We start from the raw sequence: 25,403 nt of genomic DNA, 5'->3' as shown, positions 1-25,403 counted from the left end.
GTTTCGTCTTTCCTTAAATTGTTTATTAAACTTGGGCACCACGAATCCAACGCTGCTGAAAAACGTCGCTCGGTTCATAGTTTTCTTGCTGATGTTGCAGCCACTCCAGGCAAACCCCTTCCAGCAATAAATCCTTATTCACATTCTGGTGCCAGAATTGCCGGGCTTGTAATACCGATTTTTGAAACATCAACCAATTCGGATTATAAGGAATCTTGTTGAGATACAAAGCCGCCCGAATCACATTCACCGACCAGGCATAAAAATAATCCAACGTCACCTCAGGTTGCGGATATTTCTTCCATTTCTCAACCACCTGCGACACGGTAAAACGACCTTGTTGAAGGCCTTTAATATCTTCTTGCCAAGCCGCTTCCAATTCAAAAGATTTCTCTTCAATCCAGGTCTTGGCTTTTAAAGGGCCACCCCAATTAATTTTTAGAGCTTTTTTCAGCAAAGGCATATCCGCTTGAGGCAATGCCTGCTGCAACCAAGCCAAAGCCTCTTCTCGTGGTGGAGAAGCAAACGCTATTTTACGACAACGACTGATAATGGTCGCTGGCAGTAAGCTGGTTTGATAAGAGGTTAAAATCAAGACTGTATTGGCAGGTGGTTCTTCCAATGTTTTTAAAAGCGCATTGAATGCTGAAACCGTCAGCAACTCAACCTGCTCAATCAACGCGACTTTATACCCTCCTTGGTGCGACGTGGTATAAATTTTTTCGGTCAATGCTCGCACTTGATCAATTGAAATCTCTTTTTTATCTTCCAAAACCTGTAATTGAAAGAAATCGGGATGTGTTGCTTGAGCAAACTGATGACAATGCACACAATTTTGACAGCCTTGTAACGACGCTGTTTGACACAGCAACCCTTCTGCCATCGACATCGCAAATTCTGATAAGCCAATACCTTCTGCGCCTGAGAGCAAATACCCCTGCCCTAAGTGTCCGGTTTGCTGAGTCCATTGCTGCCACTGTTGTGTTTGCCAAGGCAAAATCATAGGGTGTCCTTATAAAATGTCTTAGAGCATTGTATCGTGCTTAGTGACTTCACGTAAATCATAGCAAAGCGTTTAACTGACTCGCTAACTTTTCTTGTACTTCATTTAACGGGCGAGCAGCATCCAAAACACAATAACGCTGTGGCGCCTGTTCAGCACGATATAAATAAGCCGCTCGAACTTTTTCAAAGAAGTCGGTTTTCTCTTGTTCAAAGCGGTCAATCGCTTGACCCGATAACTGTGAGCGCGCCGCGACTCGCTTCATACCTTCTTCAATCGGTAAATCAAATACAAAGGTCATGTCAGGATAACAGCCTTGCTGCACCCAGTTTTCAATCTCAGCAATCCGTTCATAAGCAATCCCTCTCGCTCCGCCTTGATAAGCATAAGAAGCATCAGTGAAACGATCAGACACCACCCATTTTCCAGCCGCCAACGCTGGCAAAATCTTTTCCTGCAAATGCTGATTACGCGCGGCAAACATCAGCAACAGTTCGGTTTCAGGGGTCATTTCACCATATTGCTTATCCAACAAAATCTCACGAACTGCTTCACTAATCGCGGTGCCGCCAGGTTCACGAGTGACCACCACCTCAATATTGTGACTGACAAGCCATTCTTGAATAAAGACAAGGTTGGTTGACTTCCCCCCCCCTTCGGTCCCTTCTAATGTTAAAAACTTACCGGAATAAGACGAGTTTGATTGAGTATTTGACATGCATGAGCCCGATTAATAAGTAGTCATTATTGATTTAGAATATAGTGGCGAACCGCTTTATTGTGTTCTTTCAACGTATTGGAAAAAATATGCTGTCCATTGCCTTTCGACACAAAATATAAGGCGTTGGTTTTTGCCGGATTTAGCACCGCCTGAATAGCATCCGCACTGGCAAGCGCAATCGGTGTCGGTGGCAAACCATTAATACGATACGTGTTATAGGCTGTTTTGGTCAAAAGGTCTTTTTTACGAATATTACCATCGTAACTGTCGCCAATACCATAAATCACGGTGGGATCCGACTGAAGTCGCATCCCTTTTCTCAAACGATTCACAAAAACGCCGGCGATCATCGGTCGCTCTGGCGCATAACCGGTTTCCTTTTCTACTATGGAGGCTAAAATCAGTGCTTCATAAGGGGTTTTAATCGGCAAGTTGTCTGCTCGATTCTCCCAGGCCTGGGTCAATACCGATTTTAAGGCATTATGAGAACGCTTTAAAATAGATAAGTCGGTTTCATTAGCGGCATAGAAATAAGTCTCAGGCAAAAACTGTCCTTCCAAAGGTTGTTTTAACCCTAATTTAGCTTGGACGCTTGATAGATCAAAAGGTGAGAGAACGAAGTTCATTTTCGGCGATGCTGACAGAGATATCAGGTTTTGCTTGATGGTCTCACCTGCAATAAAGGTCACCGGATACGTCACCACTTTTCCTTGAATCAGCGCATCAATCAGCTCCTCTAACGTCCACTGTGGTTGAATCTCAATTTCACCTGCTTTGACTTGCTCAGCTTTGCCTTCCCACTTCAGCACCCAAACCAACCATTCTGGATGACGAATCAATTGGTTTTGATACAAAAGGTAAGCCACTTTTTTAGCCGATGTGCCTTTCGGAATCGACACCACTTTCGATTCTTGCAAGGATGAGATCGGCTGTGTGAGAAATTGCTTAAACGCCCATGCTTCAACGGACAGCCAAATCACAAACAAACTGATAAAAAGGGTTAATAAAAAAGTTTTGGTCTTCTGAATCATGGTTTTAGTTCTTTTACATCCGTTAAGTGTGCCGCTTGCCATTTTAACCAGGCCTGGGCAATTTTCGTTCCTTTTTCAGTTTCAAAGTCTTTATGCTGAAATTGTTTAACCGGCATGACACCGCGAACCGAATTACAGCAAAAGATTTCTTCTGCTGTTGCCAAATCAGCTAAGGATAAATGGCGGGATTCAATCGTCCAACCCTCTTCGGCTAAAGCCTGTGGCAAGGAAGATAAACAGGTTCCTTGCACCCCGCTTTGATCCAATAAAGGCGAGATCAACTGATTTCCTTCAATCAACACCAAGTTCGACTGGGTGGCAGAAATAATCTCCCCATTTTGAGTGAGCATGACAGCTTCGTCAAACCCGGTATTCATAAGCGCCTGACGTGCCAATACATTTTCCAGACGATTCAAATGTTTTAGGCCTGCTAATTGTGGTTGCTGACTGCAAACCGTCTCTGATAACGTCATTTTCAATTCAAAAAATGGCCAGGCCTGGTCAATTTTAAGGGACTTCCTAGACGCATCTTGCGGAAAAGGTAAGCGTTGAATATAAATGCTCGGCACACTTTTTTCTGCCGGCTGATAGCCTATTCCACCTTTACCACGGGTAATCAAAATCTTTAATATTTCAAAAGGTTCTGCTGGGCGCGATTTGATGATACTGATTAAATCATTCATCAGATTGGCTTGATTTAAAGCTGGAAACTTTAAACGCTCAGCACTGTCCTTCAGACGTGCCCAATGTTGATTCCAGTTTGCCAGCTGTCCGTCCACCAGCAAGATGGTGGTAAAAAACCCGTCGCCATAAAGTAAGCCTCGGTCCAACTTATCCGTTGACAGAGGATCACCATCTAACCAGGTATGTACGATATCACTCATCATCACTCTCCTTTTTGGAACGTGTTAAGGCATTTAACATTCCTTTGGCTTTATGACGAGATTCTTCTAATTCTCGCTCAGGAATGGAGTCCGCGACAATGCCTGCTCCCGCTCTGAAAGAAACTTGGTTATGTTCCTTCAAAATAGTTCGAATCAGAATATTAAAATCTAAAGAACCATCTCGATTAATATAACCGAGTGAACCAGTATACGCCTGACGAGGCATCTTCTCTAGTTCTGCAATTATTTCCATGCACCGAATTTTAGGACACCCAGTAATGGTGCCGCCAGGAAAGGTCGCATGAATGATTTCAAGCGGCGACATCTTATCTTTTAAATGGCCCCTGACATTCGACACAATATGATGTACGTGCTCATAGGTTTCCACGACCATTAACTCATTGACTTCAACCGATCCTGGTTGGCAAATTCGCCCCAGGTCATTTCTTTCTAAATCAATCAGCATGATGTGCTCGGCAATTTCTTTGGGATGAGAAATCAATTCTTCAATCAACGCTTTATCAGCTGCATCGTCTTTGCTTCGTTTACGTGTTCCAGCAATTGGCCGTGTTTCCACCCAAGGGGCTTGGTAACGCACCAATCGCTCAGGAGAGGAACTTAAAATCTGCCAATCTCCCCAATTCACACAAGCCGCAAAGGGTGCTGGGTTATTTTCTCTTAGCGACTGATATAACGATACATAATCATCGTTTTCTAATTGTAGCTGCCATTCTCGCGATAAATTCACCTGAAAAATATCTCCTGCAAGAATATACTCTTTAATCGCTTTTATGCCGTCTAGATATTTTTTTTCAGGTTCTTCTGAATGCTGCTGAATGCTGATTTTCTGATGCTGAACAGGGGTGTCTTTCGCCCGTTGGAAATCATGCTGCATGTCATCTAACAAATGTGAATAATCCATTTCTGTAATAAAATGGATCTGCTCTGTTTGATGATCATAAATAATGGCTGCTGGCACACGTACCAGTATGGCTAAAGGAAGCTGGGAAACGGGAAGCGATAAAGAAGGCTCCACCACTTGAGCATAATCATAGCTAAAATAACCAAACCATCCACCGGTAAAAGGTAAGTCGCTATCCAACTGTTCGCATTTTAAGGACTCGAAAGAATGGTTAAAGTTGGCCAAAAATTCGGCTGCAGCCTGCGCAGAAGAGAGAACTTTTTTGTCTTGCGGAAAGGCGAACAAAATATCATAACGCCCTAAGGCACCATGAGCGACACTTTCAAGTAAAAAAGGATAACGTTCAGGAAGCAGCTGATGAAGCTGTAGGAAATCAACAGTTGAACAAGTCTCTGATCGGACTTGAAACAACTGTGATGAGGTATTGGCCATATTAATGATTCTCTGACCCTAGCATAGGCTCAATCATGAACACTCAGCAAGCATCAAACTTTTCCAAAGACCAGCGATGCGTTCGTTCCACCAAAGCCCAGTGAGTTTGACACTGCGAATTCAACTTTGGACTGACGTGCTTCGCCAGGAACAAAGTCAAGATCGCACCCCTCAGCGGGGGTTTCTAAGTTAATCGTTGGTGGCAGCACCTGCTCTTTGATGGCTAACGCAGTAAAAACCGCTTCCATAGCACCAGCAGCGCCTAAAGAATGCCCTGTCATCGATTTAGTGGAACTGACGGCTAAACGGTGAGCATGGTCACCAAAAACCGACTTAATTGCACTGGCTTCACAAACATCTCCAGCTGGGGTTGAGGTGCCATGCGCATTAATATAATCAACCTGCTCGGGGTTAATGCCGGCATTATTCAGCGCATTGGTCACACAACGTGCCCCCCCTTCTCCACCTTCTGCAGGTTTCGTCATATGGTATGCATCCCCACTCATTCCAAAACCAATGATTTCGCAATAGATGTTTGCACCACGGGCTTTGGCGTGCTCATACTCTTCCAGCACAACCGCGCCAGCACCATCACTTAAGACAAACCCATCACGGTCTTTATCCCAAGGGCGGCTGGCCGCTTTTGGGTCATCATTTCGAGTCGACAAGGCTTTCGCGGCCGCAAAGCCAGCAACCCCAAGCGGCGTCGTGGCATGCTCAGACCCTCCGGCAATCATCACATCGGCATCGCCGAACTGAATCATACGGTACGCATCACCAATACTGTGTGTTCCCGTTGCGCAAGCTGTTCCAATGGCCATATTAGGCCCTTTCAAACCATGCATAATCGACAGATTACCAGAGACCATGTTGATAATTGAACTTGGAACGAAAAAAGGAGAAACACGGCGAGGACCGGATTTTTCCATAATCCCATGCTGCTTCTCAATTGAGCCAATACCACCAATACCAGACCCCATTGAAACACCGATTTGGCAAGCGTTTTCATCAGTCACTTCGAGACCCGAGTCTTTCAATGCTTGTGTTCCTGCCGCCAATCCATAATGAATAAATGGATCCATTTTCTTAGCTTCTTTAGCGGTGATATATTCGGTAATATCAAACCCTTTAATTTCGCCACCAAACTTAACCGCAAAGTTTTCAGTATCAAAAGCCGTTAAGAAATCGATTCCGCTTTGTCCTTTTAACAATCCAGACCAGGTTTCTTGTACAGTATTTCCCAAAGGCGTCACACACCCGACACCCGTCATGACAACACGACGCATTTTCATATTCATTCCTTCTTAAACATTACTCTAAAGTCACTGGAGGACACCGCTATTGGTATTATTCCTTCAGTTACCCCTTGTTGCGTCTGCAACATGATTCTTTACCCCAACCAGGATAAAAGGTGCCGAGCATTAATAGTTGATTGCACCAAGCTCTTCATGATATTTTGACACATCAGAAACAAAAAAAGCCGTAAAAACGGCTTTTTTTCAATTGCGCAAAGAAATTAATCTAAGTTCGCTTCTACATAAGAAGTTGCTTGCGCTAAAGTAGAAATCTTTTCTGCTTCTTCATCAGGAATTTCGCAATCAAATTCTTCTTCTAGTGCCATTACCAATTCAACTGTGTCTAGTGAATCCGCACCTAAATCATCGATGAAAGATGCATCTGCTGTTACTTGATCTTCTTCTACACCTAGTTGTTCAACAACAATTTTTTTGACGCGTTCTTCAATACTACTCATGGAATATTCTCCGGTTTATTTATTAAGTAAAAATTTATCTTTAAAAAATTTTGCTCATTTTCGCCGCATCTCTATTTTTTTTCAAGCTATTTTGAAAACTAATTTGACGTCAGTCACGAATTCAAGCTAACCCCCTTAACCCTTTCTTTTAAAGAAAGCGTTAAAAGACTTTTAAATCATGTACATACCACCATTAACATTTAATGTCTGACCTGTAATATAGCTTCCGCCATCTGATGCTAAAAAAGTGACCGTCTTAGCAATATCTTCTGGCTCACCCAAACGCTTTAATGGAATTTGTTGTGTCAGTGCTTCACGCTGTTCTTCAGGCAATGCGCGTGTCATATCCGTATCGATAAATCCAGGCGCAACTGTGTTCACTGTGACATTTTTCGCACCGATTTCTCGCGCTAGAGACTTGGTGAACCCCATAATGCCCGCTTTAGCTGCTGCATAGTTGGTTTGACCTGCATTCCCCATCACACCAACAACAGATGCGATATTAATAATGGCACCTTGTTTTGCTTTCATCATTCCGCGCAAACAAGCTTTTGACATACGATAAACCGAGCTAAGATTGGTATCGATAATATCATCCCACTCATCATCTTTCATTCGCATCAATAAGTTATCGCGAGTAATCCCGGCATTATTCACTAGAATAGTCGGCGTTCCGTATTCTTTAGTAATCTCTGACATGACAGATACAATCATCTCTGCATCCGTTACATTTAAACATTTCCCTGTACCTTGTGCACCTGCAGCACCCAGATAATCTGAAATCGCTTGTGCACCTTTTTCAGAGGTTGCTGTCCCGATAACCGTCGCGCCATTCGCTGCTAGGTCTAAAGCAATCGCTTTCCCAATACCGCGGCTTGCGCCAGTTACAAATGCAATTTTTCCAGATAACATAACCTTTCCTTAAAGTGTTTCAAGAGATGACGTAAGTGTAGCCGAATCATAAACAGCTTGCATCCCCATTTTACGATCGATACGACGGTTCAATCCCATTAAAACTTTGCCTGGCCCTAGCTCATACAGCGAGTCCACGCCATTGTCTTTCATTTTTTCAATGGTTTTAACCCACTGTACTGGACGATAAAGCTGCTCGACCAAAGCCTGCTTAATGGAAGCCTCATCTTGATAACTCTCAACACTCGCATTATGCAAAACCGGGGTTGTTGGTGCACTCAAGCTTAAGCTTTCTAATTTTTTCGCTAGAGCTTCCGCTGCAGGCTTCATTAAAGAACAATGCGAAGGCACACTGACTGCCAATGGCACGACTCGCTTAGCCCCCGCAGCTTCAAACGCCGGCAAAGCCGCATCAACGGCTTTTTTCTCTCCGGCAATCACAACTTGCCCAGGAGAGTTAAAGTTAACCGCTTCCACCACACCACTTTGTGCTGCACAGATATCAACAATTTGCTGATCTTCTAGACCAAGAACCGCTGCCATCGCCCCTTCTCCGGCTGGCACAGCCGACTGCATAAGACGACCTCTTTCTGCCACCAATTCGACACCTTGCGCTAACGTCATAACGCCTGCGGCAACTAAGGCAGAATATTCACCTAAAGAATGACCTGCTAAAAAAGCAGGCGAAAGTTGTTTTTGTTCCGCTAAAGCTCGCCACGTTGCAATACCAGAAGTCAGCATGGCTGGCTGAGTGATGTCAGTTTGATTTAATTTTTCTTCAGGGCCATTTTGAACAATATCCCATAAGTCATAACCTAATGCAGCAGATGCTTCATCAAAAGTGGTTTTAACAACAGGATGATTGGCAGCCATATCCGCCATCATACCAAGTGATTGAGATCCTTGACCAGGAAATACAAAAGCGTATGACATAAAATTGAGTCCTTCCGAATGAGTTACTTTAATCGATAAATGAGCGACTGCTGTTGAGCACTTAGTGTTCTACTAGAGAGCATCTGGTTAGAATTTAACCAATGCTGATCCCCATGTAAAACCACCACCAAAGGCTTCCAACAATAATGTCTGGCCTTTCTGTATACGACCGTCTCTAACCGCTTCATTTAACGCAAGCGGTATAGAAGCACTTGACGTATTGGCGTGCTTATTAACCGTTATAACGGTTTGATCATCACCTAACTTTAACTTCTTAGCAGTAGCTTTAATAATTCTTAAATTTGCTTGATGTGGCACTAACCAGTCTAAATCTTCTTTTTGCATCTGGTTTTCAGCAAGGGTTTCCATTGCAATCTTACTTAACGTATTCACAGCCACTTTAAAGACTTCATTCCCTTTCATTGACATCGTTTTCTCAGCGACATCATCTGTTTTTGGAAGCTTCGAAGGACCAGATGGAACGTGTAACAATTCTTCATATTGTCCGTCCGCATGGATATGCGTGGATAAAATTCCCGCTTCAGCCGATGCTTCTAGGACAACTGCACCGGCACCATCACCGAATAACACGCAAGTATTTCGATCATTCCAGTTCGTGATACGAGACAAGGTTTCTGCGCCGACAACCAAAACTCTTTTATACATACCATTTTTAATATACTGGTCAGCAACGCTTAAAGCATAAACAAACCCGGTACAGACTGCTTGTAAATCAAATGCCGGCGCGCCTCGATTACCTAAACGGTGCTGTAACAACGTAGCCGTACTAGGAAAGATCTTATCAGGCGTCGTGGTCGCGACAAGAATTAAGTCCATATCCTTACCTTCTAACCCCGCCATTTCTAATGCCTGCAAGGAAGCTTTTTCCGCTAGATCACACGTTGTTTCTTGTTCTGCTGCAATTCGACGTTCTTCAATCCCTGTTCTATCTCGAATCCACTCGTCACTGGTATCGACTATTTTTTCCAAATCAATATTTGTCATTACCTTCTCTGGAAGATAACCACCGGTTCCAATAATTCGACTGTAAATTCTTTGATTCATGAGACCTGCTTTAGCTGCGCCTTGTTATTTTTAACTGTCTTTTTTTACTTATTCACTAGGGTGCGTGTCATCAGATCGCTGGGTATCCAGAATAGACTTCACTTGTGTCGCAATCAACTCTGGAACATTCTTATTAACTTCCAAACGTGCTTCTGCAATCGCATGGTAAAAAGAAAATGCGTCTGCGCCACCGTGGCTCTTAATGACAATTTTACGTAGCCCTAGAAACGAGGCACCATTATAACGCCTTGGATCAACTTTTTCTTTAAAAGCTTTCAACACTGGATAAACCACCAGGCCTGCCAATTTGGTCAAAAGGTTCTTTTTAAAGGCTTCACGAAGGTAAAAAGCAATCATTTTAGCCACACCTTCGCTCGATTTTAAGGCGATATTGCCATCAAAACCATCGCAAGAAACAATATCCACATCTCCCTTGTAGATTTCATCTCCTTCGACATAACCGATATAATTAATAGCATCAGAAGATTTAAGAATTTCATTCGCATCTTTAATGCGTTGATGACCTTTAATCTCCTCTTCACCGATATTAAGCAAACCAACTCTTGGACGTGCGTTATTGTCGACTGCTTGTGCCAGAGCGGATCCCATTACAGCGAATTGAGCCAAACTTTTCCCGTCCGCTCCAACATTTGCCCCCAAATCTAGGACATGCACATGTCCTTTCATGGTCGGCATTTGAGTACAGATCGCTGGGCGATCAATACCAGGCAGCGTCTTCAGAACAAACTTAGATACGGCCATTAAGGCCCCTGTATTACCCGCACTGACACACGCTTGTGCAACATCTTCTTTCACAAGATTCAACGCGATTCTCATAGAAGACTTACGTTTGTTGCGAAGTGCTTTCGACGGCAAATCATCCATTTCTACGACTTGATCAGCATGTTCAACTGATAAACGGCTTTGGTCATACTTATGATTTGCGAGCTCAGCTTCAATCAGGGATTGGTTCCCCACTAGCACAATAGAAATATCAGAAAATTTGGACAGCGCTTCCAATGAAGCAGGTACTGTTACCTTAATACCATGGTCGCCACCCATCGCATCGATAGCAATTTTAATACTCAAGGTCAGATCCTAAAAAGTAAATAATAGACGTGAAGAAACACAAAAGAAATGAAGGGCTTAGCCAGCGTAACCAACTAAACCCTCATAAAAAGATTATTTGTCTTGAATGACTTTTTTACCTTTATAGTAACCATCAGCAGTTACATGGTGACGACGGTGAAGCTCACCTGTTGTCTCATCAACAGTAATTGCTGTTTCAGACAATGCATCATGAGAACGACGCATTCCACGTCTTGAAGGGGTTTTTCGACTTTTTTGAACAGCCATTTTATACTCTCCTGAATTTAATTCGGGTTATTTTTTTAATCCCTGCAACACTGCAAAAGGATTTTCTTTCTTTTCTAATTCATCGACTTCCAGAGAAATCTCTTCATCTTCCAGTTGATTGTCATACGCCATCTCAGACTGGTCGTTAATGGCGGCTAAAGGAATATTCAGAAGCAATTCATCTTCAATCAATTCAATCAACGAAATCTTTTCTTCTGAAATCTCATAAACTTCAATTTCAGAAGGCAATTCTTCTGCCAAAGCTGCTGACTCAACAAACACCCCGGTTACAGATGAGGTGATCGGATAATCAAAAGGCTGTAATGAACGCTGGCACTCTAATTCAAAAACCGTTTCCAACTGCATATCAAAAGCATGCATTCTAAACTGTTTGTGATAATAAAATTGTACCGTTACTTCCACATCATTTTCGGCAGAAAACAACTGTTCTTTTAGACGCGGAAATCGCGCCTGATTGACTCTAGCAACAAATTGTTTATTATGTTGCGCAGAGTAAACAGGATCAATCAAATCTGGAAGCTTATCAAACATGGCGCGCATAATACTCTTATTACAGTTTAAAGTCAAAAATAAATGATATTATTATCTAGCTTCTTTTCCCATCAAACTTTAAAAAAAACAAAGGCCTAGCATGAACTCAACGGCAAAATTGCCAAAAATCATTTTGGCATCCACTTCTCCTTTCAGAAAAGCGCTTTTAAAAAAGCTCAGACTCCCTTTTACAACGGAAAGTCCGGAAATAGACGAGACTCCTTTGCCGAATGAATCTGTCATCGACATGGTTAACCGCTTGTCTCATGCTAAAGCACAAGCCATCGCAGAAAAGCACCCTAACGCGATCATTATTGCATCCGATCAAAGCGCAACTTACCAAGGGAAAGCCGTTGGCAAACCTCACAACTACCAAAACGCAACGCAACAATTAAAGCAGTTTAGCGGGGAAACAATTCACTTTAACACAGGCCTGGTCGTTTTTGATGGTAGAACCCAGAAAACCTACCAAACGCTCGACATCACCCAAGTTTCTTTTAGATCGCTCACGGCGACAGACATCCACAATTATTTAACGCTTGAAGAACCTTATCAGTGTGCCGGAAGCTTTAAGTCGGAAGGACTCGGCATCACACTCTTTAGCCAAATCGAAGGCAAAGATCCTAATGCACTTATCGGGTTACCGTTAATTGACCTCACCAGTTTTTTAAAGCAGTGTGACATTCAACTACCTTTTTTGTAAAAGAAAAGTGCCTCTTCAAAGGTTTATTTTCTAACTTACTTTAGCACTTTGATGCGGCACGACATTATTCGCCAACCACACATGCATCGCGTGTAAATCATCAAAACAAGCTACCGGATCAAAAGTCTGTAAACGTTCCAATTCATGTACACCATGGCTTAACGCCACCCGATCCATCTGAATCGACGCTGCCATCTGCATATCAAACTCGGTGTCGCCAATCATAACCGCTTGTTCGGGCTTCAATGAAAACGCCTCTAAAATTTGTTGCAACATCAAAGGACTGGGTTTCGATTCCGATTCTACCGGTGTACGAGTAAGGTCAAAATACTCGACAAACCCGACCTCATCTAGCACCTGATCCAATCCTCGGCGACTCTTTCCTGTTGCAATCGCCAGCTTGGTGCCTTGTGACCTTAATGACTTCAACATTCGCTCAGCGCCCTCAAAGGGCAACATTGGAACCTTAGACTCTTCCAGAAAGCACTGGGTATACCCTTCTGAAATCGCCTTTACTCCCGCATCATCCGCTTCTGGATAGAGTGTCAAAATGGCTTTTTCCAAGCTTAACCCAATAATCTGTTTTGAAACATCATACGGCAGCACAGGATAGCTCGCTCTTTTTGCCGCAATTTGTATCGAAGACACGATACGAGCTTCTGAATCCATAAGTGTGCCATCCCAATCGAAAATAACACACTGATATTGCTTACTCATTTTTTTCTCTCTTTAGATTCGCTATTGTCTGTTCAAAGTCATTATGCAAAGGCGCTTCAATCTTTAACCACTCTGCCTTGACTGGGTGCTCAAACCCCAAATATTGCGCATGAAGCGCCAATCGCTTCATTCCTTTTGCCCGAAAAGTCTTATTGGTTTCTTTCTCGCCATACTTATCATCTCCAACCAACGGACACCCTTGAGACAAAGCGTGCACACGAATCTGATGGGTACGACCTGTTTTCAAACGCACCGCCACCAAATCGCAATCCTGATAACGGTCGAGCACTCGAAAATAACTGACGGATTCTTTTCCATCGCTGGAAACCTTCACAACCCTCTCACCGGATTTCAATGTATTTTTTAACAAAGGTAAATCGATTTTTTCCAATCCTTTCGGCCAATGATGCGCAACCAAGGCTAAATATTCTTTGGTCATTTTGTTTTCACGAATCTGTTCATGCAACGCTTTTAATACTGATGCTTTCTTCGCCAGCAAAATACACCCTGACGTATCACGGTCAATTCGATGAACCAGCTCAAGACGCTTTGCCAAAGGCCGAAGCGCTCGAACAATCTCAATCAAGCCCCATTGAATGCCACTTCCACCATGAACTGCGATACCAGAAGGTTTATTAATGACTAACAAATCATTATCTTCATATAAGATACTGTCTTCGATTCGTTGCATTTGATTCGTCGGCACTGTCACTTCGGCTTTTTCAGGGACTCGAATGGGCGGAACTCTAACCGTATCGCCATCATTCAAACGGGCATTCTGTTTAACACGTCCTTTATTAACGCGAACTTCCCCTTTTCGAATAATTCGATAAATTAAAGTCTTAGGCACATTACGGTAGTGACGCATCAAAAAATTATCGACTCTTTGACCTGCATCTTCAGAAGTTACCTCTATAAACCTAACACCCATATAACTTTTCACACCTTTATATTGGCACCCATCACTTCTACGAGGGTGTCCGACAAATTTTAAAATAGCTGCCTATTGTATCCGATTCTAATCTAAATTTGATTCAGCGATCATCACTAAAGATCGATTAACTGATAATTAAATTGCATGGTGTATAAAGGAATGATATATTTACAGCGGAATGACAAAAAAGAATATGATAAATAGCTGTTTTTCATTTAAATCAAAAGGCTACTCGCCTTAAAAACAGGTATTTAATACAGATTTTAACCCTGAAGTCACGCTGTTAGCAGAAGACAGAAGAGAATAGAAGTTAGCGATCGCAACCGCCAAAAAGCGATGTTCATAAGACGATTGCCTAACCATACGAGATACCCAATAAACAAACACGAGTGAATAATCAAAATTAATTAGAACTGCAAGTATGCCCTTCTAATTGGCTAAGAGCTTTTATAGCACTAAAATAAAAGCTCGAAAAAAATGACGGTTTCAAAAACAACGCAAATTTCAAATAACAACGCTGACTACTTAAATAGCGTTTACATCTTGCGCAACAATAATAAATCAACCGTATAAAGATGCCTTAATCACTCAACATCTCGTCTTATCCCCTCCTTTCACTGCATAGCGAACTTCCTTATATACTAAATAAAGAGAATCGCATGAAAAGAATGCTGATTAATGCTACGCAATCCGAAGAGGTGCGTATTGCCTTAGTTGACGGTCAAAAACTTTATGACCTAGATGTAGAAACCCCACACCACCAAAAGAAAAAAGCCAATATATACAAAGGAACCATTACTCGTATTGAACCGAGTTTAGAAGCGGCATTTGTCGACTATGGTGCGGAACGACACGGCTTTTTGCCTTTCAAAGAAATTGCTGAAGAATACTATCCTGACAACAAAAACAGCGGCAGACTTTCTATTAAAGATATTTTAAAAGAAGGTCAAGAAGTGATTGTCCAGGTTCAAAAAGAAGAACGTGGAAACAAAGGCGCGGCCTTAACCACTCAAATCACTTTGGCCGGCCCTTACGTTGTCATGATGCCAAACAATCCTAAAGCGGGTGGTATCTCTCGCCGTATTGAAGGTGAAGATCGTTCTGAAACCAGAGATGCCCTACAAGACTTAAACATGCCAGAAGGCATGGGGCTGATTATCCGTACCGCGGGTGTTGGAAAGTCTACAGAAGAATTACAATGGGGCGTTAACTACCTAGTTCAACTTTGGGAAGCCATCCAGAAAGCCTCAAAAGAAAAATCAGCGCCTTTCTTGATTCACCAAGAATCCGATATTGTAATTTTAGCGATTCGTGACTACCTACGCCAAGACATTGGTGAAATCATCATTGATGATATGGAAACTTTCCATAAAGCACGTGATTTTGTTCAGCATGTCATGCCGCATCAAGTTTACAAAGTCAAACCGTACCAAGATACGATACCTTTGTTTACACGCTTTCAGGTAGAGTCTCAAATTGAAACGGCTTATACCCGTGAAGTAACACTCCCATCAGGTGGCGCAATCGTTATTGACATCACCGAAGCATTAACGTCTATCGACATCAACTCAAGTCGCTCAACCAAAGGTGGCGATATTGAAGAGACGGCTTATCATACTAACTTAGAAGCAGCGTGCGAAATTGCCCGCCAACTTCGTTTAAGAGACATTGGTGGCCTGGTCGTTATCGACTTTATCGATATGCACTCAAACCGCCATCAGCGTGATGTGGAAAACAAAATGCGTGAGGCAGTCAAATCTGATCGTGCACGCGTTCAAATTGGCAAAATCTCACGTTTTGGTCTACTAGAAATGTCTCGTCAACGTTTACGCCCTTCCATTGAGGAATCAACGCAGATGGTATGCCCTCGCTGTAATGGTGTTGGCGTCATCCGAGGCGTACAATCACTTGCGCTTTCTATCCTTCGTTTACTTGAAGAAGAAGCGATGAAAGAAAATACACGTCGTGTCACCGTCCAGTTACCAGTTGATGTCGCAACCTTCTTATTAAATGAAAAGCGTCACCAAATCATTAATATCGAAGACCGTCATAACCTGCATGTCTTGATCGTTCCAAACGAACATCTCGATACGCCAGACTACTTGATGGAAAGAACACGAAGTGGCGATGAAATCTCAACAGATTCAAGTTATAAAATCAAAGAGTTCATTGATAAAGAAACGCAACAGAAACAAGAACTACCGACCATTGTGAAGGAAGAGCCTGCTATTAAAAACATGCAGCAGAGCTCCCCTCCACCGCCAACACCAAAAACGGAAGAAAAGCCTGGTTTATTTGTTCGTTTATGGAAGACTTTATTTGCTGCTGAAGAACCTGAAAAGGAAGAAGAACCACAAAAGAGTGGTAGCAAAGGTCGCAATAACCGCAACAATAACAACCGTAATCGCAACAACCGTAATCGCAATAATCGTCGTCGCTCTTCATCAGATAACGACGACAATACAGATAAGAGTACGGATAAAAACGAGCCTCGGAAAGAGAATAAACGCAACGACAACAAGCCAAGCGACAAACCTGCTGAACCACGTGAAAATCCACGTCGTCGCCGTCCTCGTAACACGCAGAATGAAAAACCTTCAGATGCGAAAGAGAACAAAACCGCCAAAACCACTGCTAATAAAAATGAAGAGGCACCTTCAAAAGCGGCAACAGCGGACGACTCGGCTAACACAGACAGCGGCAAGCCGGCTAAAAAAGAGCAAGGCAGCGATCGTCCAAGACGACGTAGCCGTTATAACACTCGAAGCTACAACAGTCGTCGTCGTAAACCAGAAGGCGCAGAGAATATGTCAATCCACACTTTGCCTGAACAGCCAAAAACACCGGCTAAAGAAAGCAAGGAAGACAATACTTCTGGCAACAACAACCCAACCGACTCTACGGAAAATAAAGCTTAACTCCGAAACGTCGAACCCATAAAAAAGCCCCTAAAATGACCAGGCCTGGTTGTTTTAGGGGCTTTTTTTATGCTTAAAAATCACATAATTAAGGGTTATAAATGTCTTTGCCTAATATCTTCCAATAACCCGTTTGATGCTGCCGTCACAAGGTTGAATACATGATCAAAGCCTTGTGGCCCACCATAATAAGGATCAGGCACTTCTTTTTCTGGATATTCCGGCGCAAACTCTAAAAACATTTTAATCTTGTCATGATGCTCCGGCAACGCCATCTCCATTAAGTCTGAATAATTTGCTTCATCCATTGCTAAAATGTAATCAAACTCAATCAAATCCCCCATATCAACTGGACGAGATCTTAAATCTATCATTTCAATGCCTCTGTTTTGAGCCACTTGAATTGATCGGCTATCAGCCGGCTTACCTTTATGCCAGCTCGCTGTGCCAGCTGAATCAATTAAAATCTCCTCCGACAACCCTTTGTTTTTGACCATGTCGCGAAACACTGCATGAGCCGTTGGAGAACGGCAAATATTGCCTAGGCACACAAAAAGAACGCTTACTTTTTCTTTATTTTTCATACACTTACTCTAAATTTAAACTTTATTTAATGCGAAAAAATCGCATTTTTTTATTAAATAATATCAATAACTTAAAAATTGTTTTGGGGAAGATTTTACAGGTTAAAACATGATTGAAAATTATTTATTTGTTTGTGTTGACAATCAAGTAATTTTAATCCATAATAAACCCAAGTCGAGACAATATTGACTTCCGACCAAGCGGAACTTGGAACTCAAATGAGGATAAATAAAATGAAAATTCAAAACGCAATCAAAAAACTTGAAAAATCTGGTGCTGTAAACGAAACACATGATGACTACCGCTTTCGTTTTATTCTAAATGGCGAAGCAATTACATTTAGCCGAAATGGACGTGGCAGTGAAGAAGTTACATGCATTGCCACGTGCCCTCTATCAATGGAAAGTGAACGCGACTCAATGACTGATTATTTCCCAGAAACTTTCCATGACAATATCACCCAAGCAATCAAGTTCGTTCAACGTTGATAAAATTGCCCCGAAAGGGGCTTTATTTATAATAGGAGCAAGTATGGCAGTTGATAAACTTAAAAACAATAAAAATGCAGTCAAAGGCGATGAACCGGCGACTAGCCATATAAATATTCGAGTAACACCAACAGAGAAAGCCAAATGGGTCAAAGCCTCTGCTGGTGGTAAACTATCAGATTGGATCAGAAAATCTCTAAATGATGCGGCTAGCGATTCCTAGTTCCAAATTGGAGTACCTACATGAAAAATTTGATTGCAGCACTATTACTGACTATAGCAACTGGATCTATAGCCTGTGGACATTCTCAATCGATTGATACCGATCAATACGGCAATAATATCTGCCGTGATATGAATGGCAATATGATTGCGATTGAAGGTACTATCCAGAATTGTCCTGCGTTTTATCAGAATGGCTCGGACAAGTATGGGAATGAGTTTTGTGGACTTGGGAAAATACATGCCTATGACCTATCGAAAGGATGCTTGTCATTCATGAGCGATGACTTTGACAAGCATGGAAACAAGATTTGCACTCTGAACGGCAAACCGGTCATGTCACTAATAAAGAATATAAAACGCTAATCACCCGTAGAAAGAACAGCATTGGTGGTGTAGCCATTACGCTGCCAGGTATGAGTAGTGTTTTTCACCTCGACTACACGCCCATCAAAGGTATCTCCAAACTCTGAAAGTTTGAACCCAAGACCACTCACAATGGTCGGATCTCCTTTCATCATCATGGACCCACTCAATTTCATCTTTTCAAGTTTATGCCAAAATGCTTTGGCATTCTTTCTTGCCTCATACTGACTTTGTGATATCTCTTGTACTCTGGCCACACTTCCTGAATATTCCAGCGAAAATCCTTCTCCATCGTAAATTTCTTCATTCGATGTGCTTGAATTAATGTCCTGCCAGGTCGCAACTACATAGTCATATTTTGGTTTGTCTATCCACTGCAGGTGATAATTGATCAAGCCAAGCTTTGATCTATTGACCGTTTTATAAAAACCATTCCCTTTCTTAAAATAGATATGACCAGCTTTAATCGTGCCGTTGGCAGCATATTCAGTCGCCAGGCGTGCGACAAAGTTCATATCGCTTTCTTGCTTCTGCACCATGTACTTGATTTGAATAGCGGCAAGTTCATCATCTATCACCAATTCTAATCCATTCGATGCAGCCACTATGCGCAAAATACCGCCCAGTGTCTTGTCATCCCAATGGCGAGATTTCTGAGATTTATACGCTGCATTGAAGTCACTGGCACCACAAATCACCGTGATGATTTCAGGAGGACCGCTTACCGACTTAGTATCGACCTTATACACGCCAAAATTAATTAATCCAGTTTCCTTATAACCAAGATGGCATTCGATTTTCGTTCCAGATAGCGGAAAAATATCAATTCCTGCAGCGTCGATACTGATGCTCAAGGTATCATTCGCACTGGCACTGCTTTCTTTGATGGTAATTTTTACGATAAATTCACGAAGCTTTGCCGTGATATCAGCTCCGGAATCTTTATTGATGATTTTATAGTCAGGCGTGTATTCAGAAACCATCTCAACCCCAAACACTGGTTATGCTATTACTGGTTTTCTTTTCTGGTGCTGCAGGCAACTTTATAGATATTCCATAAGGTAAAATCAAAGGCTGATCAACAAGACCTGGATTAGCATCCAAGATCGCCGTTACCATCGATTCATCACCATAAACCCGAAAGGCGATATCATCCAGCATATCGCCATCAACCGTAATGTAAATAGGCTCACTCATGCGCGTTCACCATAGTATTCAAGGCTTATGTTATAAACCTGCTTCATCGGCGTTGCACCAACCAGGTACTGATGTGCGTCACGAATAGTTTTTGGAATCCAAAACCCAAGATTTTCACCAGTTCCAAGCACAACGCGAAGTGGCTTTCCAATCAAAGCTTCTTTTCGCATCTGCGCCACCTGGTCAATACCAGTCTGATTTATTGGCGAATTCGATGCGCTCACATTCTGCTTATAGTTGAACACTGCTCCGCTAATCATCAACGTTTCAGATTGAATACCACCATATTGATAGTTCGGGCGGCCGCCGAGTGATGCCACCCGGTTCCAAACCATACTTAAACTTCTTTCCAACGACTCAAAATCAGATGTATTCAAGGTGAATCGATAGTCACCCAATGCTAAAAAATGCTGGTTATCTGACATCGTATTCTGACCTCAAGTGTTCATCACGGTGAATCTGAGCAACCCGGTGTGCAAATGCTTCCGCATCTTCACCAGGTTGCTGGTGAACAGTGAAATGATATTGACGTTGATCAACTGCTGGCGCACCAGTACTATTGGTTTGTTGTTTTGTCGCAAGCTGCGCTTGTGCTTTCTGCTCGATTGGCGAATCACCAAATGCCTTGGCAACATACTTTCCAAGTGTATCTCCAAGGCCATTACCAGCCCATCCTCCAGCCATGCCGCCAAGCAAACCACCGATTGCCGTTCCGATACCAGGTAATATAGCCGTTCCCAGTATTGCACCAGCTTGTGCCCCGGCAAGGGCACCACCCATGCCACCGGCAATCGCCGTTACATCATGCGCTTTCTGAGAGCTGGAAAGACGACTGTTAGACAAAGTATCATAAGCCATTAGCCCTCCAGCCCCTACCATTGCAATACCTGTTCCAACCTTACCCATACCGCCAAACTTTCCAATCATGCCTCGTCCACGCTTACCACCACCTATGCCAAGCGATGAAATACGGTTTTCCAATGCTTGTTTTTTCAACATTAATGATGCGCGGCCGATGGTTGCCGTCCACATTGCAGTAGCAATCATTGCTGACCCCATTGCCGCTGCTAGACCACCAATGACCGTAACACCGGTTACTGCAACAGAAGTTAGGTCAGGATATTTATCGACAAACTCTGAACCTCTGTCTAATAACCAGCCAAGCCCCTTACTTAGTCGGTCAATAACCGGAACAAGGGCATAACCTATTTTGGCTTTCAGGTTTTCAAATTTTCCGGAAAGTATCGCTAAGCGAGAATCCCAGTTGTTATCAATAAGGTTCGCCATGGATTTGGTGAACTTCATTCCCTGTTGTCCAGCTTCCTGCAATGCCTTAGTATTAGCTCTGAAAGCATCCTGTTGACCCCATAAAGCCTTGAAAAACTTCACGGCTTCATCAGAACCAAAGGCCTTCAACAACTTCGCACCGGTTTCCGTTGTATAATTTTTTCCAAATATCTTCTGCATTGATTCCAGTAGATCCGGAAGGCTTTTCATATTGCCATTGGCATCCAACGTATTCACGTTGTACCCCATCTTCTGCAATTTATCCTGAGCCGTACCAGCACTTCTTTCAAGTGCCTTTAATGTTGTACCTGATTCACCTGCAGTCATTTTCTGCTGCAGCATGCCTAAACCAGTCAACTGCTGAGACATGCTGATACCAGATGCCGCCAAACCAGAACCCATAGCCTCGATGCTTTGTTGCATTTTGCCACCATCAGTCTTGAACGACTGAACGGACTTAGCCAACTGAGCCGAAAATATATCCCCAAACCGACTATCCGTCTCACCACGGAATAATGTTTTTTTGAACGAACCGTATGCTGTCGCAAACAAGCTTGTCATCTGCGAAACATCCGATTTGGTCGCCTTGGCAGTCAAAGCCGCTGATGACGTCATATTAGCCACACCACGGTCGGTCAAGTTACTGATACCAGACTTTATGTCATACGCAGCCCGCACAAAATCCGCTGCAGTAATACTGGCGTACTTGCTGGAAATATCAAATCCTTTCTGAGCTACAACACCCGTGTTCTTGACTCCAACAGATGAAAGCTCACCACGAGCCTTCTCGATATTTCTCATTTCCTGAACCGGTGACGTGAATATATTCCTAACAGCACCACCAACCCGCATTGCGCCATAGCCGACAATCGTCATATTAGCACTGCGTTGCATTGCCTTATCATACTTACTTTGCGCGTGTTTAAGTTCAGATGAATACTTCGCCATCTTTTTCATACGATCATTGGTTTCAGCAAGCTTTCGCTGTATCAGGTCCTGGCTGCGAGCAAAGTTTCTCCCCTCATATCCAGCATCACGTAGCGACTGCCGAACTTCAGTCAAACGCTGCTTTTGATCACGATGCTTATCATTCAAGCGTGCAAGCTTTTTTTCCTGTGCTTCATATTCTTTCAAAAGCTTTTTATTAGGCTTTTCTTGAGCCTTAATCTCACGTCCAAGATTAATCAAGCCCTTGCGGGTGACATCAACCTCACTTGCCGTCTTGCCAAGCTGTTTTTCCAGCTTCTGAAAATTGGAAATGTTTTTTGAGGACTTTTTAAGGCGATCCATCTCTGTAATACCACGAGACAGTGCTTTGGTAAGACGGTCGGATTGCTTAACTATCTTCTCTGCCGGGCCTGAGTATTCATCAATCCCGCGAATCGGTATACTGATATTTTGATTCTGCATTGTTAAATCTCAAACCTTAAATCACCCCTGCTGACTGCAAGAGTGAGAATTGTAAAATCAAATGAGAGCGTGAAAACTCAACAAATCGTCTATCGACATTTGACGCATCTCACTTGGCTGCCAGTGATAAGCTTTCGCCAGGTCAGCCATGATGCGGTGAATGGTTTCCACTTTTACGCCAAAAAACCTTGAAGAATCTCTCCAAAATCCAAGAAATCCTTACCATCCATTGAGCCAATCACATCAGGTGGCAAATCTGTTAGCTGACAGATCATCACCTTTGTTCTATTCATGTGACCTTCATGTTCATCCATCGCAATCAAGTCATTAGCCAATGGTCGACGATACTTGAGTTCTTTCAACTCGGTAGCACCATCCATAATCGGGTGTGATAGTTTGAATGTTTCGCTCACTTGTCACCTCCATCAGTTTTTGCAGCTGGTTTTTTATCCGCTGCTTTTTTAATGAAACCGCCAGCAACCGGATTAGCTGCTTGGCGACTGTTCAATTCGATGATGTCGCCTTTCTTACCAAGCCAACATCCTTTCAAAACTTCATACTGATTCATGACGACTCCTTACAATCCAAGCTGTGCTTTAACTTCGGCTAAAATATCAGTCGTGCCGAACTTCAATTCACCGATAGAAATATCGAATGCTGCAGCTGGAACGCCATCAATCGACTTCACAAACTTCTCAACCGTAACATAGTATTTTTTGTTCACGACATCGCCAGCCTTGATGGTTTGAGCGTCTTCGCTGTTGATACTGCCATACATGGCCCACTCAACAGCAATCTTCTTGCCGCGCTCATCAACGGATGCGCGAGCCGTCATCACCACATCACGGCCGATAATCGCACGTGCCGCTTCGATATTCACATCATTACGGCTCAAGGTAAAATCAGACGTCACTTTTTCATAACCAGTCGTCATTTCAGTTGGAGCAATACGACCACCACGGTAATCATCGGTTGTCGCCTTAATGACCGGTTCAGTAAACTCAATCAGTGAACCGACATACCCAAAGCCATTCACCGTCAGACTTAATCCAACGTAGGCCTGTTCTCTATCTGTACTCATTTCAAATCTCCTTCAAGCCTGAGTATTAAGCCGCTTTCGGCAAAATTGCATCGTAGTAGTCACTTACCTGGACAGAAGTGATGCCAATCTGTTCAGCTGGTGCCGGTGCCGTGTAGTCATATTTGAATGCTACCTTTCCAAGTGTAAGCTGGTCTGCCGTGCTCAACTCGGTATCAACCCAGCATTCACCACCAATCAACGCACCTTCTTTTACCAGGTGGCGAATATAGTTATTGACGCTTTTGACAACATCATCCAAGAAAGTGGCATTGATAGGTCTATCAACAGCCCACTTCATACCTTCCTGAATAGAGTCAGCAATCAAGTCACCCACTCGTACAACCGGCTCAAATAGATTTTTGGTGTCCGTTGTATCAGTCGTACGAGAACCCCACATACGCCAGCCACCATCACGAATAATGGTTGTTACACTGTTCTGGTTCAAAAGGTTGGCGCGAGATGTCGGGTCACCCATCTTGAAATCAACCGGGCGAGTCGTACCGATAATGCCATTGACAGTCTGGTTTGACAGCGACCACCAGAATCCTTTTTCATAATCAAGTTTCGCACGTAAACCAGCTGCAACTGCAGAGCCTGGTCGAGTCACATTTGATGCAGAAATCGTATCGAAAGCAGTTACCCAAGGGTCAATTACCATGGCACGTTTCGCACCGAAGTTCTGCACGTATGCCTGTGCATCTGCATCATTGGTATTCGGTCCATCAAGGTAAGCGAATGCTCGCATACGGTCTGCGATAGAAATCATCTCCGTCGCCACGGCCTGCACGTTTGAGAAACCTGGGGCAATCAAAATACGCGGCTCAAACCCAACAACAGACTGAGCACCAAGCCAAGCTTGCATTCCGGTATAAGCACCAGTTGTTGCATCTACGCTACCGATGATATTTGCCTGAGTAGCTGCAGGGTCAATACCCTCCTCAATACGAATGACAACCACAACAGCACCGCCCTGGTCCAAAATGGCATCCAATGCTTGTGGCAAGGTTCCGGTGGCGCCAAGTAAGGCGGCTTTAACACGTGATCCGGCAATAATTGTCGGTGTATTTAATGGAAAATCAGTATCAAGCGCATCTGGCGCTGTACCGACAATACCGATGACAGCGGATGCCACCGTCTGAATTGGTCGTGTGCCATCGCTTGATTCGACGACTCGCACACCATGCACATAAGTTTCGGCCATGGCTATATCCTTTAGGTTTACAGCAAAAAAATATTTTCAGACTGTAGTTTAAAAAGGCTAGACTAGCGTTACCTGTGGAAGATTGACCTATACAACTCAATAAAGGAAAAAACATGCCTAATAAACTGAATATAGAGATGGAACTAGAGTGTGGAGAACCAGAAGATCTAGAAGAGCGCGTCAGAAATTCAATTAAAAATGGTCTTAATAAATTTCAACCCTATTGTGATAATCATGTCGATATGGGCGATGCACGCATGACTGCTGATTTAGATAATGCTGAAATTGATGATCTAGAATTTGATGAAGATACCAACACTGGCTATATGTCATTTATTTATAACGCTGATTTCTATGCCGGCTGCAAAGATCAAAATAGCTCTGATGATGTACCTGTTGAAGAACCTTTTCATTTTACGGTCGATCTAAATTCAGCCAAAATTATTTTTGATGAAATTGAAATTCCACCAGCATGGAAGCCGGATGATAGAATGGATGACTATTAAACTGCTTTAAAACCGACTTTAATAATCCCATAAAATCTCACCGTATAAAACATGGCATTTACGCGCCATTTACTTATTCCCAATGAAATCAGACATTCCTTGAAATACTTGTCTGCTTTTTTTCTGCCAATACCTTGTTGCAGATAATAGTCGTGAACCAGAGTGGCTTTTAGGTAGCGTCCGATTGGAGGGAAGATAGGCCAGAAGATGCGCGGAACGGTCGC

32 protein-coding genes are annotated in these 25,403 nt (G+C 43.0%); 6 read left to right on the top strand and 26 right to left on the bottom strand.

Annotation, left to right across the window (positions count from 1 at the left end; all coding sequences use genetic code 11):
• Positions 1-25 precede the first annotated feature (25 nt).
• From P8629_RS08635 to P8629_RS08575, 13 genes are all read right to left on the bottom strand, one after another.
• Positions 26-1,003: a DNA-directed DNA polymerase gene (locus P8629_RS08635; protein WP_278165730.1), complete on the bottom strand. Its 978-nt coding sequence runs from the start codon at positions 1,001-1,003 to the stop codon at positions 26-28.
• Positions 1,004-1,061: 58 nt separating this feature from the next.
• A complete protein-coding gene (tmk, locus tag P8629_RS08630; RefSeq protein WP_278165729.1) occupies positions 1,062-1,721 on the bottom strand; it encodes a dTMP kinase in 660 nt (219 codons plus the stop codon).
• 26 nt (positions 1,722-1,747) lie between these two features.
• Positions 1,748-2,755, bottom strand: coding sequence for an endolytic transglycosylase MltG (gene mltG, locus P8629_RS08625; RefSeq protein ID WP_278165728.1), 1,008 nt, complete (start codon positions 2,753-2,755; stop codon positions 1,748-1,750).
• Positions 2,752-3,639 carry an aminodeoxychorismate lyase gene (pabC, locus tag P8629_RS08620; protein ID WP_278165727.1) on the bottom strand — a complete coding sequence of 296 codons (888 nt, stop codon included), beginning with the start codon at positions 3,637-3,639 and terminating at the stop codon, positions 2,752-2,754. Before pabC ends, mltG begins: the two co-directional genes overlap by 4 nt.
• Entirely contained in the window at positions 3,632-4,993 is a 1,362-nt protein-coding gene (locus P8629_RS08615) for an aminodeoxychorismate synthase component I (protein WP_278165726.1), read from the bottom strand. Before P8629_RS08615 ends, pabC begins: the two co-directional genes overlap by 8 nt.
• Before the next feature lie 53 nt (positions 4,994-5,046).
• The gene (gene fabF / locus P8629_RS08610) at positions 5,047-6,285 is read right to left on the bottom strand and encodes a beta-ketoacyl-ACP synthase II (protein WP_278165725.1); all 1,239 of its coding nucleotides are present in this window, start codon (positions 6,283-6,285) and stop codon (positions 5,047-5,049) included.
• A gap of 224 nt (positions 6,286-6,509) precedes the next feature.
• A complete protein-coding gene (gene acpP / locus P8629_RS08605) occupies positions 6,510-6,746 on the bottom strand; it encodes an acyl carrier protein (RefSeq protein WP_011370136.1) in 237 nt (78 codons plus the stop codon).
• Positions 6,747-6,917: 171 nt separating this feature from the next.
• Entirely contained in the window at positions 6,918-7,658 is a 741-nt protein-coding gene (gene fabG, locus P8629_RS08600) for a 3-oxoacyl-ACP reductase FabG (protein WP_278165724.1), read from the bottom strand.
• Between the two features lie 9 nt (positions 7,659-7,667).
• Positions 7,668-8,591, bottom strand: a complete 924-nt coding sequence (gene fabD / locus P8629_RS08595; protein WP_278165723.1) for an ACP S-malonyltransferase — start codon at positions 8,589-8,591, stop codon at positions 7,668-7,670.
• Between the two features lie 87 nt (positions 8,592-8,678).
• Complete coding sequence (locus tag P8629_RS08590; RefSeq protein WP_278165722.1) at positions 8,679-9,656, bottom strand: beta-ketoacyl-ACP synthase III; 978 nt, start codon at positions 9,654-9,656, stop codon at positions 8,679-8,681.
• Positions 9,657-9,704: 48 nt separating this feature from the next.
• Positions 9,705-10,745 (bottom strand): phosphate acyltransferase PlsX, encoded by a 1,041-nt coding sequence (gene plsX / locus P8629_RS08585; RefSeq protein ID WP_278165721.1) that lies wholly within the window; start codon positions 10,743-10,745, stop codon positions 9,705-9,707.
• 93 nt (positions 10,746-10,838) lie between these two features.
• Positions 10,839-11,012, bottom strand: a complete 174-nt coding sequence (rpmF, locus tag P8629_RS08580) for a 50S ribosomal protein L32 (RefSeq protein ID WP_278165720.1) — start codon at positions 11,010-11,012, stop codon at positions 10,839-10,841.
• Positions 11,013-11,039: 27 nt separating this feature from the next.
• The gene (locus P8629_RS08575) at positions 11,040-11,573 is read right to left on the bottom strand and encodes a YceD family protein (RefSeq protein ID WP_278165719.1); all 534 of its coding nucleotides are present in this window, start codon (positions 11,571-11,573) and stop codon (positions 11,040-11,042) included.
• Positions 11,574-11,664: 91 nt separating this feature from the next.
• Between P8629_RS08575 and P8629_RS08570 the strand changes: the two genes are divergently transcribed.
• The gene (locus P8629_RS08570) at positions 11,665-12,267 is read left to right on the top strand and encodes a Maf family protein (protein ID WP_278165718.1); all 603 of its coding nucleotides are present in this window, start codon (positions 11,665-11,667) and stop codon (positions 12,265-12,267) included.
• 30 nt (positions 12,268-12,297) lie between these two features.
• Here P8629_RS08570 and P8629_RS08565 read toward each other — a convergent pair whose 3' ends face one another.
• Entirely contained in the window at positions 12,298-12,984 is a 687-nt protein-coding gene (locus tag P8629_RS08565; protein ID WP_278165717.1) for an HAD family hydrolase, read from the bottom strand.
• A complete protein-coding gene (gene rluC, locus P8629_RS08560; RefSeq protein WP_278165716.1) occupies positions 12,977-13,915 on the bottom strand; it encodes a 23S rRNA pseudouridine(955/2504/2580) synthase RluC in 939 nt (312 codons plus the stop codon). Before rluC ends, P8629_RS08565 begins: the two co-directional genes overlap by 8 nt.
• A 662-nt stretch (positions 13,916-14,577) precedes the next feature.
• On the opposite strand from rluC, the gene P8629_RS08555 reads away from it, so the two are divergent.
• On the top strand, positions 14,578-16,836 hold the full coding sequence (locus P8629_RS08555; protein WP_278165715.1) for an Rne/Rng family ribonuclease: 2,259 nt from the start codon (positions 14,578-14,580) through the stop codon (positions 16,834-16,836).
• 95 nt (positions 16,837-16,931) lie between these two features.
• On the opposite strand, the gene P8629_RS08550 is transcribed toward P8629_RS08555, so the two are convergent.
• Positions 16,932-17,420: a low molecular weight protein-tyrosine-phosphatase gene (locus P8629_RS08550; RefSeq protein WP_278165714.1), complete on the bottom strand. Its 489-nt coding sequence runs from the start codon at positions 17,418-17,420 to the stop codon at positions 16,932-16,934.
• A 234-nt stretch (positions 17,421-17,654) separates the two neighbouring features.
• Between P8629_RS08550 and P8629_RS08545 the strand changes: the two genes are divergently transcribed.
• The 3 genes from P8629_RS08545 to P8629_RS08535 are packed head-to-tail and all read left to right on the top strand — an operon-like array spanning position 17,655 to position 18,497.
• Entirely contained in the window at positions 17,655-17,909 is a 255-nt protein-coding gene (locus P8629_RS08545) for a hypothetical protein (protein ID WP_278165713.1), read from the top strand.
• A gap of 43 nt (positions 17,910-17,952) precedes the next feature.
• Positions 17,953-18,132 (top strand): hypothetical protein, encoded by a 180-nt coding sequence (locus P8629_RS08540; RefSeq protein WP_278165712.1) that lies wholly within the window; start codon positions 17,953-17,955, stop codon positions 18,130-18,132.
• 20 nt (positions 18,133-18,152) lie between these two features.
• Positions 18,153-18,497, top strand: coding sequence for a hypothetical protein (locus tag P8629_RS08535; protein ID WP_278165711.1), 345 nt, complete (start codon positions 18,153-18,155; stop codon positions 18,495-18,497).
• On the opposite strand, the gene P8629_RS08530 is transcribed toward P8629_RS08535, so the two are convergent.
• From P8629_RS08530 to P8629_RS08495, 9 genes are read right to left on the bottom strand one after another with little or no spacing between them, the layout of a single operon-like run.
• Entirely contained in the window at positions 18,494-19,495 is a 1,002-nt protein-coding gene (locus P8629_RS08530) for a phage late control D family protein (RefSeq protein WP_278165710.1), read from the bottom strand. The genes P8629_RS08535 and P8629_RS08530 overlap by 4 nt on opposite strands.
• Complete coding sequence (locus tag P8629_RS08525; RefSeq protein WP_278165709.1) at positions 19,482-19,694, bottom strand: tail protein X; 213 nt, start codon at positions 19,692-19,694, stop codon at positions 19,482-19,484. The genes P8629_RS08530 and P8629_RS08525 overlap by 14 nt, the downstream gene beginning before the upstream one ends.
• Positions 19,691-20,119, bottom strand: a complete 429-nt coding sequence (locus P8629_RS08520; protein WP_011370121.1) for a phage tail protein — start codon at positions 20,117-20,119, stop codon at positions 19,691-19,693. Before P8629_RS08520 ends, P8629_RS08525 begins: the two co-directional genes overlap by 4 nt.
• A complete protein-coding gene (locus P8629_RS08515; protein WP_278165708.1) occupies positions 20,109-22,391 on the bottom strand; it encodes a phage tail tape measure protein in 2,283 nt (760 codons plus the stop codon). Before P8629_RS08515 ends, P8629_RS08520 begins: the two co-directional genes overlap by 11 nt.
• Before the next feature lie 57 nt (positions 22,392-22,448).
• Positions 22,449-22,541: a GpE family phage tail protein gene (locus P8629_RS12875; protein ID WP_157858845.1), complete on the bottom strand. Its 93-nt coding sequence runs from the start codon at positions 22,539-22,541 to the stop codon at positions 22,449-22,451.
• 23 nt (positions 22,542-22,564) lie between these two features.
• Positions 22,565-22,804, bottom strand: coding sequence for a phage tail assembly protein (locus P8629_RS08510; protein WP_278165707.1), 240 nt, complete (start codon positions 22,802-22,804; stop codon positions 22,565-22,567).
• Positions 22,801-22,959 carry a hypothetical protein gene (locus tag P8629_RS08505; RefSeq protein ID WP_278165706.1) on the bottom strand — a complete coding sequence of 53 codons (159 nt, stop codon included), beginning with the start codon at positions 22,957-22,959 and terminating at the stop codon, positions 22,801-22,803. The genes P8629_RS08510 and P8629_RS08505 overlap by 4 nt, the downstream gene beginning before the upstream one ends.
• A gap of 9 nt (positions 22,960-22,968) precedes the next feature.
• Positions 22,969-23,472 carry a phage major tail tube protein gene (locus tag P8629_RS08500; protein WP_278165705.1) on the bottom strand — a complete coding sequence of 168 codons (504 nt, stop codon included), beginning with the start codon at positions 23,470-23,472 and terminating at the stop codon, positions 22,969-22,971.
• Positions 23,473-23,497: 25 nt separating this feature from the next.
• The gene (locus P8629_RS08495; RefSeq protein WP_278165704.1) at positions 23,498-24,673 is read right to left on the bottom strand and encodes a phage tail sheath subtilisin-like domain-containing protein; all 1,176 of its coding nucleotides are present in this window, start codon (positions 24,671-24,673) and stop codon (positions 23,498-23,500) included.
• 113 nt (positions 24,674-24,786) lie between these two features.
• On the opposite strand from P8629_RS08495, the gene P8629_RS08490 reads away from it, so the two are divergent.
• Positions 24,787-25,179 (top strand): hypothetical protein, encoded by a 393-nt coding sequence (locus tag P8629_RS08490; protein WP_278165703.1) that lies wholly within the window; start codon positions 24,787-24,789, stop codon positions 25,177-25,179.
• Here P8629_RS08490 and P8629_RS08485 read toward each other — a convergent pair.
• The coding region (locus P8629_RS08485; protein WP_278165702.1) for a DUF1353 domain-containing protein at positions 25,176-25,403 on the bottom strand (228 nt) is incomplete at its 5' end. The genes P8629_RS08490 and P8629_RS08485 overlap by 4 nt on opposite strands.

This window comes from Hydrogenovibrio sp. 3SP14C1, from assembly GCF_029625905.1.
GTDB lineage: Bacteria > Pseudomonadota > Gammaproteobacteria > Thiomicrospirales > Thiomicrospiraceae > Hydrogenovibrio.
The sequence above is the reverse complement of the archived record's forward strand: the minus strand, read 5'-3'. Positions and strand labels throughout refer to the sequence as shown.